This window comes from Glaciimonas sp. GNP009 (assembly GCF_054343755.1).
Genome location: NZ_JBTGUV010000004.1, coordinates 3,516,208 through 3,530,259, shown reverse-complemented (window position 1 = coordinate 3,530,259; position 14,052 = coordinate 3,516,208). Strand labels below are relative to the sequence as shown.

Sequence of the window (14,052 nt, the reverse complement as noted above, 5' to 3'; positions counted from 1 at the left end):
GTGAGGGATAGACCAATCCGGTGCAATAGTTCTGACATTGCACCGATTTTACAAAGAAAACATCAGGCAACGTCCACTAAGTAAATAATCCTGCATTTAATGTTGTGCTACATTGCTCGATCATTAAGTTAATATTTTAATAAAAATTGGATCATCGGCTCCACAACACATCCCTCATCCTCCGTAAGCATAAGTGAATTTATTTCCCACAATACGCCCCATCACTCGGGAGCGCTGATCAAGACCAACGTGATCGATAGGGCTCATGTTGATCACACCTTGCGGAACGGTCAGATTGTGCGTTTGCTCCAACGCATCACGGAGCGCAGCTCGAAATTGTTTAGTACCGGGTTTGGCTTTGGTCAATGCTTGCGGTATCGCGTTCGCAATTAACATATACGCGCCCCAAGCATCGGCGGCAAACTGGGTCATGGTATCTGGACCATACGCCGCTTCATAGCGAGTCGTAAAGTCTAATGCTGTCTTCTTGACGGGATTGCTATTCGGCAATTGTCTGGCGACCACCGCGGGTCCGGTTGGGAAAAAAGTCCCCTCAACATCCTTGCCACCGACTCTTAGAAAATCAAGCGTAGCAATACCGTGAGTCTGATAGATGCGTCCTTTATAGCCACGATCGACCAACGTTCTTTGTGGCAACACTGCAGGCGTGGCCGCTGCCGCAATCAACACTGCATCAGGCTGGGCCGACATAATTTTAAGTGTCTGTCCAACGACACTCGTATCAGTCCGATTGTAACGCTCACTGGCAACAATCTTTATCTTCCGCAGCTCTGCCAGCCTTGAAAATTCACGCCACCAACTATCGCCGTAAGCATCCGCAAATCCGATAAAAGCGACTGTCTTAATGTGATTGTCGGCCATGTGCTGTGTCAGTATCGTCGCCATATGCGAGTCATTTTGTGGCATTTTGAACGCCCACGCCCGCTTGGCATCCAGAGGCGAAACTATTGACGCGGACGCCGCCAATGCAATCATCGGCGTTTCGCCCTCAGCGATGACATCCAGCAAAGCTAACGCATTCGGCGTGGTATTCGGGCCAACGATCAAATCAACTTTATCTTCGCTAATGAGTTTATGCGCATTACGTACCGCGTTACTCGGATCGGAACCATCATCGAGAATAATGTACTCGACGCGTTGCCCGCCAATCTGCTTTGGCCACAATAGGACGGTGTTTTTAGTGGGCGCACCTATCGCAGCCGCTGGGCCCGTCAAGGCGAGATCGACGCCGATTTTTATCTGCGCGAAGGCAATCTGAGTGAATAAAGAAAAACACAGAAAAACAATACCGGTGCAACCATGTTGCAACCCAAGTGTGTCGATTTTTTTCATATAGCCATTAACCAAAAGAAAACGAAAGGAAACCATCCAAAACCCGTACAAAGCCCATATCAATCGACCACAGTGCAGTTTGCCTGAAGTTTCCATATTGCTCAGCTTATTGCGTGATGCAATCTACTTGACATATGACGATCCCAATATAATTAATTGTTAAACAATAATTTTAGATTGGAAGTGCACTGAAATTCGCCATAATATTTTTATAAGAAATAGTTGAAAGAGCCATCATAGGAACCAGAACCAAGTCAAACGGTAACGCAAAAACACAACGACGACGTTAAACGGCATAACGCATGCGTTGCGTTGCCGTCGCTGCGGTAAGATCACTTCTTTATGTTTTTTTTACGTCATTATGCCTACTATGAGCTCCACTCGACTTGGCGCGCTGGCGCTGTCCTCTGCGCAGTTGCTGCTCATCATTTGCTTGTTATTGCATATCGTCCCAGCCTGGTCGGCTTCAGATAGCAAGGTAGTACCTGCCACTTCGACGACGACAACAACCACAACAACGACCACGCCAGCATCGAATGCAGCGGCTGCCACATCATCGTCCACACTCAATGCATTAGCTAAAACATTACAAGCAAATCCCGCTGCTACTGCTTTAGTGGCTGCACTTCAGCAAGCGGAACAGCAAACCAAAGCACCGATACCGGCTGAAAAGGGATTGATCGGATTAATTTCTGACAGCCTTGATGCCGTCCAGACAAACTACGGCAATGTTGCCGCACCACAAAAATATTGGAAGCTGCAGTTTGCCCGCGCAGCCGATGAACTCTCGACCCTCTTTTCACGACAAAAGGGCGAAACACCGCTTTACGTATTGGTGCATTTCGTCGAAATGCTGGCTTTGTTTGGTTTTGTTGTTTTCACTCTTCAGTACTTAGGCAAGCGCGTGCGTGAGCACTTCGACATGCAGGAAACACTCTCCACCGATCCTGGAATCAAAGAATTACTGATCTATATCTTGCGTCATATCATGCCGTTGGTACTGGCTCTTCTGGTAGAGATCGCTGTCGTCTTGAGCTTACCGGCGGCGCTTGGTCGCGCACTTGCCACACTTTTGCTGTACACCATGATTGGCGCAAGCGTATTCAGAGCAGTGTGCGCGATCATTTTTTCACTTTCCTACAGCGGTCATCGCAATGTCGCCATCCACATTTTGTATCGACGCGCCTGGAGATTGTTGTACTTCATTGGCTTCGCTGGCTGGTTTGGCGACGCGATCAACAATCCCAAACTGTACTCAATTATCGGTGGTGCACTATCCAGTTTGGTAGCGACGTCAGCCAACCTGATTGCTGCTATTTTATGTGTGGTTTTTGCGCTGCGCTTTCGACGCCCAATCGCCCACTTGATCCGTAACCGATCCTTAGAAGTGCGTAGCACCCACCGCGCACGTATGGAAACATTGGAAATTGTGGCGTCCTTGTGGCACTACCCAATCTTGCTTTTAGCAGGCGGCGTGAGTCTCGCTACAGTATTCGGTCCCGCCAGCAGCGGCGCGGCGCTAGATCACGCGCTCAGCAGTGCCGCGTTATTGGTTGGTATGTTTTTTATCGGCACTCTGCTAAAGCGAATTGGCCGCGGAAAAAAACGGACATCACTGCGTCGGCAATCTCCTTACATTCTGCGTTTAAAAGCAGCCATTTTCAGTTTGCTGCAAATTGTAATGTGGATTGGTTTTATAGAATTACTCACCAGAATTTGGGATCGTTCGTTGCTAGACTATGCCAACACGACCCAAATTGGCCATTTGATTCTCGCCGCAGTGGGCAAGATCGGGCTGACGTTAGCCATGGCATGGCTTGCGTGGATATTATTGGACACGGCAATTCAGGAAGCAATTACACCAAGCCGCAGCGGGCGCTACGGCCGCAACCCAAGTATACGTATGCGCACCATCTTGCCGCTCCTACGCAATGCTTCGCTGCTGATCATCTTGACCGCGACGGTCATCACCACACTGGCAAATCTGGGCCTGAATGTCACCCCGCTTTTGGCGTCGGCAGGCGTGGTCGGCCTTGCCATCGGATTTGGCTCCCAATCACTGGTAAAAGATGTCATTACCGGGATTTTTATTCTGATCGAAGACTCGATGTCGGTCGGTGATTGGGTTGACGTAGGAAACGGCCATATCGGAACGGTGGAGCATTTATCCATTCGCACCGTACGTTTACGCGACGGCAGCGGATCGGTGCATAGCGTGCCATTTTCACAAATTCTTGCCGTAAAAAACGATTCGAGAGAATACGCTTATGCAGCGCTAAAATTACACGTAACCCTGGAGTCAAGCATCGTAGATGCGCTTAACCTGATGCAGGAAACCGGCAACGAGATGATGAACGACCTGCATTTGCGCCGTTTGCTACTGGCCCCCATCGACATCTATGGCCTGAACGGTTTTGACCTGCATGGTGCCATTTTGACGGGTGCCTTCCGCACCAGACCTCAAGCGCAATGGGAGGTTGGTCGCGCTTTTAACCTGCGCATCAAAGCAAAAATTGACGCGACAACCACAGTCACATTTGCCAATGAATGGGCAAATTTTCCAGCCCCCGCAGCTCCGCCCGAAAATCAAGAAGCGTTAATTCAACCTATTGCTTGATGAGAGTAGTTGCCGACGATCTAAAAAAGTTTATTTCAACCGGCAATTCAACAACCAATAATGCTCTAACCTCAAAATACGCAAATCCCGCGTATCAGACGCCAACCGCTTGCGCAAATTACTGTCACTAGGAAAATTCTTCAAAATCTCATAGCGGTCGCCATGTGGTGCGCCCGGCAAGCGGCGATGCTGAAAAGTATTTCCCAGCAAGTCGGTACGCGCAATCGTCGTACTACTACCTTCCACATAGCTATTGTCCAACATCACCATCAACGTGTTCGATCCAATCTTTTCGCGCAAATGCAGCAAAAACCTGTTTTGATCTTCACGCGCAATATGCGACCACAGAAACCCAAAAAACACCGCCGTGTACGTGCGATCCAGCTGAAGGTCAAAGGCATCGGCTATCGCAAAGCGAACCTTATCTGCGGGAAACTCTTTGGCCTGCGCCAGCTTCATGACTTCCGGATTGATATCGGTAGCAGTAACCGATTTTGCCGAAGCAGCAAGCTCTTTAGTCCAAAAGCCGGTTCCGCAGCCTAATTCCAATACATCGTGACCTTCCAGCAATTCTTGCACGCGCACTTGCAGCGTTAACAGTTCATCCTCGCGCTCTGGACGGGTATAAATTTCTTCGTAAGTTTCGGCACGTTTGGCGTAATACTCCGCCATATCTTTTTTAAGCATTTTCTGACTTTCTTAAATCCGGTGAAACAATCTGCGACGCACATGACAGCCGGTATCGCTCTGACAGTGCATCATAAAGTGGAGGCGCAAAAAACCGTGATATCCGGCTGGCGATCAGTGCCGTTGCCATCAATGAAATCACTAAAGCGTGGCCGTTAATCATTTCCATCACGATCACGAAAGCAGTAATCGGCGACTGCGTCACTGCCGCCAGATATCCCACCATCGCCAAAGCGATCAACATCTGCAACGACGTATTATCGAATAACAGATGCAATAAATTACCGAAACCGGCACCGATAGACAACGATGGCGCAAAAATGCCGCCCGGGATGCCTGGTAAATAAGAACCAACCATCGATGCCATCTTCAAAAAGGGATATAACACGGGCAAATGACCGCCGGCCAGCAAACTTTGCGCTTCCACATAACCGCTTCCAAAGGTTGCGCCAGCGGCAACGACACCAATGAGCGCTACTATCAATCCGCATAAAGCGCCGAAAACAACGGGGCGATCACGACGTAAAACTTGCACTTTTTTCGGTATCCAACGCTCAGTGTTGAGTAACAACCAACAAAAAATACCACCAGCAATACCCGTCACAATGCCTGTTACAACGACCGCCAACGCAAGCATATTAGTCAGACCGCCAGCAATCTGGATCGTACCGAAATAAGTGTAGTTCCCATTTAAACCGAGTGCCACGACACCGGCAAAAATAATCACAGTAATCACCACGCCACTGGCGCGATGCTCAAAACTGCGCGTCAATTCTTCAATCGCAAACACGATTCCTGCCAAGGGCGTGTTAAATGCAGCAGACAGACCGGCAGCCGCACCCGCCAATATCAGACGTCGCTCAAGCGCGGCACTGGCGCGTGGATAAAGGCGTCGCAAATTGAACATGAGCGCCGCACCAACTTGCACCGTCGGGCCTTCCCGACCAATAGTAAAACCGCCCAGGATCGCTAAAAATGAAATAGCGATTTTGCCAAACAACAGTTTGATCGACAGTAACGACAGTCCACGCTGCGTGGTGTCTTCTTCCAACGTCGCGATTACCTGGGGAATCCCGCTTCCCTCCGCGCCCGGAAAAAACCGCCGTGTCAGCCACACACAAAGTGCACCGGCCAATGGCGTAATAATGATCGGGAGCAAAAAATGGGCTTGCTGGAACATGCGAAAAATGCCAAACCCGGCATCTATCAGGCGCGCATACAAGACCGCGACCAACCCTACCAATACCGCTCCCAGCCATAAAATGCCGTATTTACGCCAAACTCGTCGTAAATGACGCTGCGTTTGACCAGATATATTCGATGGAAGCAGGTTCATTTAATTGGGTGCAAAAGCGGCATTATAAATTAATGTAGTGCGGGTATCGTCATATGGACGTTATTCCATGCAGTTTGATCGATTAACGAGGCATTTTTTGTTACTTTGACATCAAAAATACTGGAGTGAATGGTTTTCAGCGGAAACTGGAGAACCGGCGTATCATGATGAATATACAAATAAATCCCGCTGTTGCCACTAACTAAGTGATTTACCTGCATTAACGTGGCTTTTTTCCGCAACGTGAATGCAGTGAATAACATTCAGTAGCCTCATCAAACTCTACTTCAATGGCCCTTCATTCTGCCGCCGCTCACTCAAGCGACCAAATACTTCCTTTTCGTGAATCACTGTTGGCGATGCTAGGTATTGCATTTGTCATCATGCTGGTCGGATTAGACTCTACCATCGTCGGCACAGCCCTTCCGACTATCGTCGCTGAACTAAAAGGTTTTGATTTATACGCTTGGGTTGCGACCTCTTACTTGCTCACTTCTGTCATCACAGTTCCTATTTTCGGACGCCTGGGTGACTATTATGGACGCAAGCCTTTTGTGATTGTCTCCATCATATTATTCACGGGTGCCTCAATTTTATGTGGCCTCGCCGACAGTATGCTCTGGCTGGTAATCGGACGTGGCGTCCAGGGAATCGGCGGCGGCATGCTGGTTGGTACCGCTTTTGCCTGTATTCCCGACTTATTCCCCGGCGCTCACACCCGCTTGCGCTGGCAAGTCATGATGAGTACCGCGTTCGGTATTTCGACAGCGGTTGGACCATCATTAGGTGGTTTTTTGACCCAATACTGGGGCTGGCGCTGGGTATTCTTTGTGAATTTCCCGGTCGGATTGCTGTCACTATTTTTCGTCTGGAAATACCTTCCGCACTTGCGGCACTCTGATCCTGACGCCAAAATTCGACTTGACTGGCCCGGCGCACTTCTTATCACAGCCGCGCTAGGCTGCTTGCAACTATTTGTGGAAATGCTACCGAAGCACGGTCTGTCGCTCGGCATGTTGACGTTGTTAGTCGCAAGCATTGCGTCCTTTTACGCGCTATGGAAATGGGAGCATCATGCGCCGCAGCCTATACTGCCCTTTGATCTGCTATTCCACCCAAAACTTGCGACTTTATTTCTACTCTCACTGCTGAGCGGCTTTTCCATGTTTTCGTTAATGTTTTTTGCACCGCTGTTATACCAAGGCGGTTTCGGCCTGCCTCCGCAAGAGGCTGGTCTTCTGATCACTCCCTTGGTGGCCTTCATAATGGTTGGCAGTATTGCTAACGGCCGTATTATTACGCGGATCAAAAATCCGATCGTTATGCTGTATATCGGCTTTATCTTGTTAGCACTGTCCTGTTTCGGCGTCGTCATATCGAACCGCTGGACCTCACACAATGTTATCGCAAGCTTCATGCTGATGGGCGGTCTCGGTCTCGGCTTTATTTTGCCTAATCTGACTGTTTTTATTCAACAAGAGGCAGGCCGTGAACATCTTGGAATCGCTACCGCGCTGATGCAATCGCTCCGTATGATCGGCAGCATGATCGGAACTGCGATTATTGGCACCTTGATTAATCACATGTACGCCAGCAGTGTTCAGCAAGCGTTAGAGAGTGATAATGCAGGGAAATGGCTTCCGAGTTTTGCCGATCCCCAAATTTTGATCAGCCATGAAACGCAAACATTGGTGTTAAAGCAATTGGCTGACGCAGGGCATAACGGACAACTTCTGTTAGAAGCCGCGCGCGATGGCCTGATTGGCTCCATTCACATGGGCGTCGGTCTCGCTGTGATTGTGACGGTCATCGGTGTCGGCCTCGTACGTCGGGTGCCAAAGGTATCGTTAAATGCACAGTCACCAGCGACTATTGTAAGTGAATAACAACTTGTCGCTACGCACTCACTTAACATGAATTACCAGGAGATGACTTCCAGAGTCGTCTCCTCCTTCGCTTCTGCACTGCACCTTCGTAATTCTTCGTTTTTTACGCAAAACTTCCTCCACCTCCCATCAAATCCGCGCCTAACATGCGCTTACAAATCACACACCTTGGTTGCACCTTCACAGGTTAACGAGTGGCATCCTGATTATCTGGAAATTTAATTAGGAAGGATGGAAAATGAAAAAGCTCATTCAACTCGTGGTACTAGGCACAATTCTCAGCTCAGTGTTATCTGGCTGCATCATCGTTCCAGCCCATCGCGGCTATTACGATCGCCCATATGCTGCGTACCGCTATTAATCCCCCTTATCTTTTACAGCGCGTCCAACCGATGCGCTGCTTTACCACCACCCCACTTCAACTAACCGGACAAACCCTATGAAACTTAGCCATAAACTCGTTCTCTCCATGATTGCCATGTCTGGGGTGATGGCGACCCTCGCCCATGCTGACGAGCCAGGGCGGCATGCTTCTTACATCCATGCACTGCAAGACCTCGATACCGCCAATTGGTTAATCGCCCATCGCGGCGGCGACAATTGGGTAATGGGTCACAACGAGCAAGTTGCCCTAACTGAAATCAACGCCGCCAAAAATCTGGTCGTTCAATCAGGGCGAGATGTTGGAAAAGATTTTCAGAGCGCGCAACGCCCCGACATCCATAGAGACCATAACGGTCGCCTGCATGATGCAGTTGAAGCCTTAAGCAAGGCGCGTCAGGACGTGAGCCAAGAAGAGGACGATCCGCGCATTCGCGGTATGCAGCACGAAGCGGTAAGACATATTGACATTGCCTTGCATGCGACTAAAGATGCAATCAGGGATGCAGGCTATTGACTATTAATGCTGGATTAACGCCAGATACTCTTTAAAACGACAACCTTAGACGCAGCCGCAAACGCGGTTTGCCGTAATTCACATAGCTGGATTTTGTGCAGTGTCTCTTCGATAAGGCGTGTGCCGGGTATTTATCCTGCCGACCTTGGTCAGCGCACAACGCCGCATCGAAGGAGGCCGTTTTAACAACTGCCTATCGAACTCGCCGCAAAGCAGACTCGCTCGGACTTTTTGTTCAATCCCAAACGGGCAAGGCTACAACTCGTACATGTCTTTTTCACCACTCATTACTTGCTCGATGAGTTTTCTGTTCATCGTCGGTGCCAGCAATTCAATGAACGTGTAGACGTAACTACGCAGGTAAGCACCTTGCTTGACGGCTGCACGCGATACATTCGTACCAAACAGATGACCAACTTTGATCGCGCGAAGGCCGGTATCTCGCTCCGAATCAAATGCCATTCCGGCAATAATTCCCACACCCATTCCCAGCTCAACATAAGTTTTAATGACATCGGCATCAATCGCCTCCAGCAAAACGTCTGGCTTAAGATTCCGTAGCGAAAACGCATGATCGATTTTGCTGCGGCCTGCGAATGCGCTGTCATAGGTAATCAAAGGATAGGCGGCGATTTCTTCGAGCGTAAGCGACTTTGACTGCAACAAAGGATGATCGGGCGGCACCACAACCATATGTTCCCATTGATAACATGGCAAGGTAATTAATCCCTCCGCGTTAGCGATGGCCTCAGTTGCCAAGGCCAGATCAGCCTGATCATTGCGTACCATGTCGGCAACTTGCTTTGGATTTCCTTGCAACAAAGACAATCTCACCTTCGGAAATTTTAGCGTAAATGCTTGTACTACTTTAGGCAGCGAGTAACGCGCCTGGGTATGCGTGGTGGCAATCGTAAAACTGCCGCTATCATGGGCGGCATACTCTTGACCGATGCGTTTTAGCCCTTCGATCTCCTGCATGATGGCCTCGACCGACTTCAAGACCTGGCGCCCAGGCTCGGTCAGACCACGTATGCGCTTGCCGTGGCGGGTAAAAATATCGACGCCAAGCTCTTCCTCTAATTCAATGATTGCCTTCGACACGCCGGGCTGAGACGTATATAAAGCCTTCGCAGCTTCGGTCAGGTTAAAGTTTTGTCGGACCGCCTCGCGCACAAAGCGAAACTGATGGAGATTCATAGGCCTGCCCTTTTTTTTTCTAGCGCTGTGATTAAAACGTGATGTCGTATTGTCTATTAAGACTTTCGCAAAATTTCCCAGCAACAGGCTTGCCAACTCTCCCGATATAGACAGACGCCTATATAGTTAAGAGAATAACAAGCTGGCTACCTAGGCGACCTCGCATAATCCCACATCATTTTTCTATATACCAAATACGCATATAAGCAAATAAATACTCTGTAGTTGGTAATAAAGAAGAAGTTTATTACGATTCAGACTGTTTCGTACGAGGCTTTATGACTCTTTCTTATGTAGTAAGCGGCTTTGCCGTCGGATTATTGGTTGGATTGACCGGAGTCGGAGGTGGTTCTCTGATGACGCCACTCCTCACGCTGCTTTTCGGCATCCACCCAAGCGTGGCCGTGGGGACCGATCTGGCGTTCGCTTCTGCCACCAAGGTCGCTGGCACATTTGCCCATCGCTACAGTGGCAATGTCCGTTGGGATATTGTCCGCCATTTATGTTTAGGCGCACTGCCGGCGGCAGTTATTACTGCCCTCGCCTTAAAATATTTCGGCACGGTCAGCCCTGAAATGGGCCAAATTATTCGTTATTCAATTGCCGGATCGGTGTTTCTAACTGTCATCGCCTTGCTATTTAAAGGTAAACTGCAAAACTGGTTAAATGCGCATCCTGAAAAACAACTTCAGGGCGCAAAGTTGACGGCTGCCACGATTGTTGCGGGATTAGTACTTGGTACGTTAGTCACAATATCATCAATTGGCGCTGGTGCCGTTGGCGCTACCTTACTAGTTTTGTTGTATCCTCGCCTGACGCCCGCTGAAGTCGCCGGTACCGATATCGCCTACGCGGTGCCACTCACTGCGATTGCCGCGGCCGGACATTGGTGGTTAGGGTCGATTGACTGGGCATTATTAAGCGCCCTGTTACTCGGTTCTCTTCCAGGTATTACACTGGGGTCGTTGGCCGCACGCAAAGTACCAGAGAAAATTTTACGTGCTTTATTAGCAGTGACGCTTACTAGCGTAGCAATTAAATTGGTTTTTTAGAAACCGTTTTTTAGAAATCTTAAATACGAGACGTGGTCACGGCCACACAGATTAGGAATAAAAGATGTATCGCTACGACGAATACGATCACCAGATTGTCAAAGAACGCATTGCCCAATATCGCGGTCAGGTAGAACGCCGCCTGTCCGATGAATTGGCCGAAGATGAGTTCCGCATCTTGCGTCTCCAAAACGGTTTGTACATGCAACGCCACGCCTACATGCTGCGGGTTGCCGTTCCTTATGGTCTGCTGGCTTCAGCGCAAGTGCGTAAGTTTGCTTATATCGCCCGCAAGTATGATCGCGGTTATGGCCATTTCACAACGCGTCAAAACATTCAGTACAACTGGATCAAGCTGGAAGAATCCCCAGACATTCTGGCGGACCTGGCAACGGTAGAAATGCACGCTATCCAGACTTCCGGTAACTGTATCCGTAATATTACGTCGGATGAATTAGCTGGCGTAGCCGCCGATGAAGTGATTGATCCACGTCCTTACGCAGAAATTCTGCGTGAGTGGAGCACGTTCCATCCAGAATTTGCGTATCTGCCGCGTAAGTTTAAATTTGCGATCAATGGCTCGGAAGAAGACCGTGCAGCAACTGCCGTGCATGACATCGGATTGACCATGGTCAAAGATGCGTCCGGCGAAGTCGGCTTTAAAGTCATGGTCGGCGGCGGCATGGGTCGTACACCGATTATCGGCAGCGTGATCCGCGAATACTTACCTTGGCAACATGCTTTGACCTACATGGAAGCAATCCTGCGCGTCTATAACCAACACGGTCGTCGCGACAATATTTACAAAGCCCGTATCAAAATTTTAGTCAAGGCCATTGGACCGCAAGAGTTTGCGCGTCAGGTCGAAGCTGAATGGCTGGACATCAAAGATGGTCCGGGTACGCTGACGGTCGAAGAATTGCAACGCGTCGCACAATATTTCACGGCACCGGCCTACGAAACATTGCCAGCCACCGATGCAGAATTTGAAGCATTGAAAGCTAGCGACAAAGCTTTTGGTAACTGGCTAAAACGCAACGTCAAAGCGCACAAAGTGAGCGGCTACGCTGCGGTCATTCTGTCATTGAAGAAAACTGGCGTACCACCCGGCGACATCACCGCAGACCAGCTTGACTTTGTTGCCGATCTGTCTGACCGCTACAGTTTCGGCGAAGTGCGCGTGACGCACGAACAAAATCTGGTGCTGGCGGACGTCAAGATTTCAGAGTTATTCACATTCTGGCAAGCCGTGAAGGCGCAAGGGCTGGCAACGCCAAATATTGGCTTGCTGACCGATATCATTTGCTGCCCTGGCGGTGATTTTTGCTCGCTGGCGAACGCGAAATCGATTCCGATTGCACAAGCGATTGCTGAGAAATTCGACAATATCGACTTTCAACATGACATCGGTGAGATTGAATTAAACATCTCAGGTTGCATTAACGCCTGCGGTCATCATCACGTCGGCAATATCGGTATTTTAGGTGTCGATAAAGATGGCGCAGAATGGTACCAAGTCTCGATCGGTGGTGCGCAAGGTAACAGCACTAGCATTGGTAAAATCATCGGCCCTTCGTTCTCGGCACATCAAATGCCGACCGTGATTGAGCGTCTGCTCAGCGTGTATGTCAAACAGCGCACCGAAGATGAACGCTTTATTGACACGGTACAACGCCTTGGCGTCGCACCGTTCAAAGAATACGTCTATGCCACACCGATCAAAGCCGCACAACCGACTGGGGAGGACGCTTGTGTCTGAGTCTGCTATCAACATTATTAAGAACCGTAGCGTCGTCGCCGATGACTGGACCGTCCTCCGTTTAGCGGTCGACGATACTGCAGAGACGGTTGAAATACCATCTGGCAAAGTCATCGTTCCTTTGACTGTATGGCAAGCACAACGTGCAACGCTGGAAGGCCGCTCGCAATTAGGCGTCTGGCTTAGCAGCAATGCGCGTCCTGAAGCATTGAAAGACGACCTCGCACATTTTGAATTGATCGCCGTTGACTTCCCAATCTTTACAGATGGTCGCGGTTACTCAATCGCCTTCAATCTGCGTACCCGTTATGGTTACGAAGGTGAGCTACGCGCTATCGGTGACGTCTTGCGTGACCAACTATTTTATATGTCACGCGTTGGCTTCGATGCATATGCAGTGCGGCCCGACAAGAACATCAATGATGCGCTAAAAGGCCTGACCGATTTTTCGGAAAAATATCAAGCCTCGTGGGACGAAAAAACCCCTTTGTTCCGTCGTGTAAAACGCCAGCCAGTGGTGCAAGGATAACCATCATGCCGACTACCGCACCAACTATCTCTTTGCCTGATCTGATTGCCGCTACTAAAGCGACGTTGGAAAAAATCGCCAGCGAATATACGCCGGCAGTATTTGCCTCGAGCCTCGCAGCGGAAGACATGGTGCTGACCGATCTGATCTTGCGCAGCAAACTGGACATCGGCATTTTTACGCTTGAAACAGGACGACTACATGCCGAAACTTTAGGCATGCTGGACCGGATCAAGGAAACCTACGACTACACAGTCACGCCGTTTCGTCCACAAACTGAAGTGGTTGCCGCCTACGTTGAACAAAACGGTTTGAATGCGTTTTATGATAGCGTAGACATGCGTAAGGAATGCTGCCGCATACGCAAGATTGAACCGTTGAATCGGGCACTGTCGGGCAATAAATCCTGGGTGACCGGACAACGTCGCGCACAGTCACAAACCCGCGCCGAACTGCACGTCCAAGAGCAGGACGACGCCCATGCGATGACCAAGTTCAATCCGTTGGCAGACTGGTCCGAGGAAGATGTCTGGGAATATATTCGCAGCAACAATGTGCCGTATAACCCGCTGCACGACAAGGGTTACCCGTCGATTGGCTGTGAGCCATGTACACGCGCCATCCAGCCCGGTGAAGATGTTCGCGCCGGTCGTTGGTGGTGGGAAAATCCAGACTCCAAAGAATGTGGTTTGCATGTAGTCGATGGAAAGCTGATCCGGATTAAATCCATAGCTTAAG

Annotated in this window: 13 protein-coding genes; 8 read left to right on the top strand and 5 right to left on the bottom strand. The window is 49.6% G+C overall.

Features of this window, described 5'->3' with window-relative positions:
- Positions 1-174: 174 nt before the first annotated feature.
- Positions 175-1,353 carry an ABC transporter substrate-binding protein gene (locus tag ACXX82_RS16345; protein WP_322236613.1) on the bottom strand — a complete coding sequence of 393 codons (1,179 nt, stop codon included), beginning with the start codon at positions 1,351-1,353 and terminating at the stop codon, positions 175-177.
- Between the two features lie 370 nt (positions 1,354-1,723).
- On the opposite strand from ACXX82_RS16345, the gene ACXX82_RS16340 reads away from it, so the two are divergent.
- Positions 1,724-3,970, top strand: a complete 2,247-nt coding sequence (locus ACXX82_RS16340) for a mechanosensitive ion channel family protein (protein WP_323506982.1) — start codon at positions 1,724-1,726, stop codon at positions 3,968-3,970.
- 30 nt (positions 3,971-4,000) lie between these two features.
- Here the strand turns inward: ACXX82_RS16340 and ACXX82_RS16335 are convergent, their stop codons facing one another.
- The 3 genes from ACXX82_RS16335 to ACXX82_RS16325 are packed head-to-tail and all read right to left on the bottom strand — an operon-like array spanning position 4,001 to position 6,256.
- The gene (locus ACXX82_RS16335) at positions 4,001-4,657 is read right to left on the bottom strand and encodes a class I SAM-dependent methyltransferase (RefSeq protein ID WP_322236609.1); all 657 of its coding nucleotides are present in this window, start codon (positions 4,655-4,657) and stop codon (positions 4,001-4,003) included.
- Positions 4,650-5,993, bottom strand: coding sequence for a chloride channel protein (locus ACXX82_RS16330; RefSeq protein WP_458563270.1), 1,344 nt, complete (start codon positions 5,991-5,993; stop codon positions 4,650-4,652). Before ACXX82_RS16330 ends, ACXX82_RS16335 begins: the two co-directional genes overlap by 8 nt.
- Before the next feature lie 29 nt (positions 5,994-6,022).
- Positions 6,023-6,256 carry a hypothetical protein gene (locus ACXX82_RS16325; protein ID WP_322236605.1) on the bottom strand — a complete coding sequence of 78 codons (234 nt, stop codon included), beginning with the start codon at positions 6,254-6,256 and terminating at the stop codon, positions 6,023-6,025.
- 27 nt (positions 6,257-6,283) lie between these two features.
- Between ACXX82_RS16325 and ACXX82_RS16320 the strand changes: the two genes are divergently transcribed.
- The 3 genes from ACXX82_RS16320 to ACXX82_RS16310 all read left to right on the top strand — a co-directional run bounded on the left by ACXX82_RS16320 (position 6,284) and on the right by ACXX82_RS16310 (position 8,777).
- A complete protein-coding gene (locus ACXX82_RS16320; RefSeq protein ID WP_458563269.1) occupies positions 6,284-7,879 on the top strand; it encodes an MFS transporter in 1,596 nt (531 codons plus the stop codon).
- 238 nt (positions 7,880-8,117) lie between these two features.
- A complete protein-coding gene (locus tag ACXX82_RS16315; RefSeq protein ID WP_323506979.1) occupies positions 8,118-8,240 on the top strand; it encodes a hypothetical protein in 123 nt (40 codons plus the stop codon).
- Between the two features lie 78 nt (positions 8,241-8,318).
- Positions 8,319-8,777 (top strand): hypothetical protein, encoded by a 459-nt coding sequence (locus tag ACXX82_RS16310; RefSeq protein ID WP_323506978.1) that lies wholly within the window; start codon positions 8,319-8,321, stop codon positions 8,775-8,777.
- Positions 8,778-9,032: 255 nt separating this feature from the next.
- Here ACXX82_RS16310 and ACXX82_RS16305 read toward each other — a convergent pair whose 3' ends face one another.
- Complete coding sequence (locus ACXX82_RS16305; protein ID WP_322236599.1) at positions 9,033-9,974, bottom strand: CysB family HTH-type transcriptional regulator; 942 nt, start codon at positions 9,972-9,974, stop codon at positions 9,033-9,035.
- A gap of 278 nt (positions 9,975-10,252) precedes the next feature.
- Here ACXX82_RS16305 and ACXX82_RS16300 point away from each other — a divergent pair, with 278 nt between their 5' ends.
- The 4 genes from ACXX82_RS16300 (at position 10,253) to ACXX82_RS16285 (ending at position 14,051) form a co-directional block, all read left to right on the top strand.
- A complete protein-coding gene (locus ACXX82_RS16300) occupies positions 10,253-11,026 on the top strand; it encodes a sulfite exporter TauE/SafE family protein (RefSeq protein WP_322236597.1) in 774 nt (257 codons plus the stop codon).
- A 64-nt stretch (positions 11,027-11,090) separates the two neighbouring features.
- A complete protein-coding gene (locus ACXX82_RS16295; RefSeq protein ID WP_322236596.1) occupies positions 11,091-12,785 on the top strand; it encodes a nitrite/sulfite reductase in 1,695 nt (564 codons plus the stop codon).
- A complete protein-coding gene (locus ACXX82_RS16290; RefSeq protein WP_322236594.1) occupies positions 12,778-13,314 on the top strand; it encodes a DUF934 domain-containing protein in 537 nt (178 codons plus the stop codon). Before ACXX82_RS16295 ends, ACXX82_RS16290 begins: the two co-directional genes overlap by 8 nt.
- Positions 13,315-13,319: 5 nt before the next feature.
- Complete coding sequence (locus ACXX82_RS16285) at positions 13,320-14,051, top strand: phosphoadenylyl-sulfate reductase (protein WP_323506977.1); 732 nt, start codon at positions 13,320-13,322, stop codon at positions 14,049-14,051.
- The last annotated feature ends 1 nt before the right edge of the window (position 14,052 follow it).

Bases quoted from the DNA above. Each gene is read 5' to 3' on its own strand.
- ACXX82_RS16345 (WP_322236613.1), bottom strand. From the start codon at position 1,353: ATGAAAAAAATCGACACACTTGGGTTGCAACATGGTTGCACCGGTATT.
- ACXX82_RS16285 (WP_323506977.1), top strand. From the start codon at position 13,320: ATGCCGACTACCGCACCAACTATCTCTTTGCCTGATCTGATTGCCGCT.
- ACXX82_RS16300 (WP_322236597.1), top strand. From the start codon at position 10,253: ATGACTCTTTCTTATGTAGTAAGCGGCTTTGCCGTCGGATTATTGGTT.
- ACXX82_RS16335 (WP_322236609.1), bottom strand. From the start codon at position 4,657: ATGCTTAAAAAAGATATGGCGGAGTATTACGCCAAACGTGCCGAAACT.
- ACXX82_RS16340 (WP_323506982.1), top strand. From the start codon at position 1,724: ATGAGCTCCACTCGACTTGGCGCGCTGGCGCTGTCCTCTGCGCAGTTG.
- ACXX82_RS16310 (WP_323506978.1), top strand. From the start codon at position 8,319: ATGAAACTTAGCCATAAACTCGTTCTCTCCATGATTGCCATGTCTGGG.
- ACXX82_RS16295 (WP_322236596.1), top strand. From the start codon at position 11,091: ATGTATCGCTACGACGAATACGATCACCAGATTGTCAAAGAACGCATT.
- ACXX82_RS16330 (WP_458563270.1), bottom strand. From the start codon at position 5,993: ATGAACCTGCTTCCATCGAATATATCTGGTCAAACGCAGCGTCATTTA.
- ACXX82_RS16325 (WP_322236605.1), bottom strand. From the start codon at position 6,256: ATGTTATTCACTGCATTCACGTTGCGGAAAAAAGCCACGTTAATGCAG.
- ACXX82_RS16315 (WP_323506979.1), top strand. From the start codon at position 8,118: ATGAAAAAGCTCATTCAACTCGTGGTACTAGGCACAATTCTCAGCTCA.
- ACXX82_RS16305 (WP_322236599.1), bottom strand. From the start codon at position 9,974: ATGAATCTCCATCAGTTTCGCTTTGTGCGCGAGGCGGTCCGACAAAAC.
- ACXX82_RS16320 (WP_458563269.1), top strand. From the start codon at position 6,284: ATGGCCCTTCATTCTGCCGCCGCTCACTCAAGCGACCAAATACTTCCT.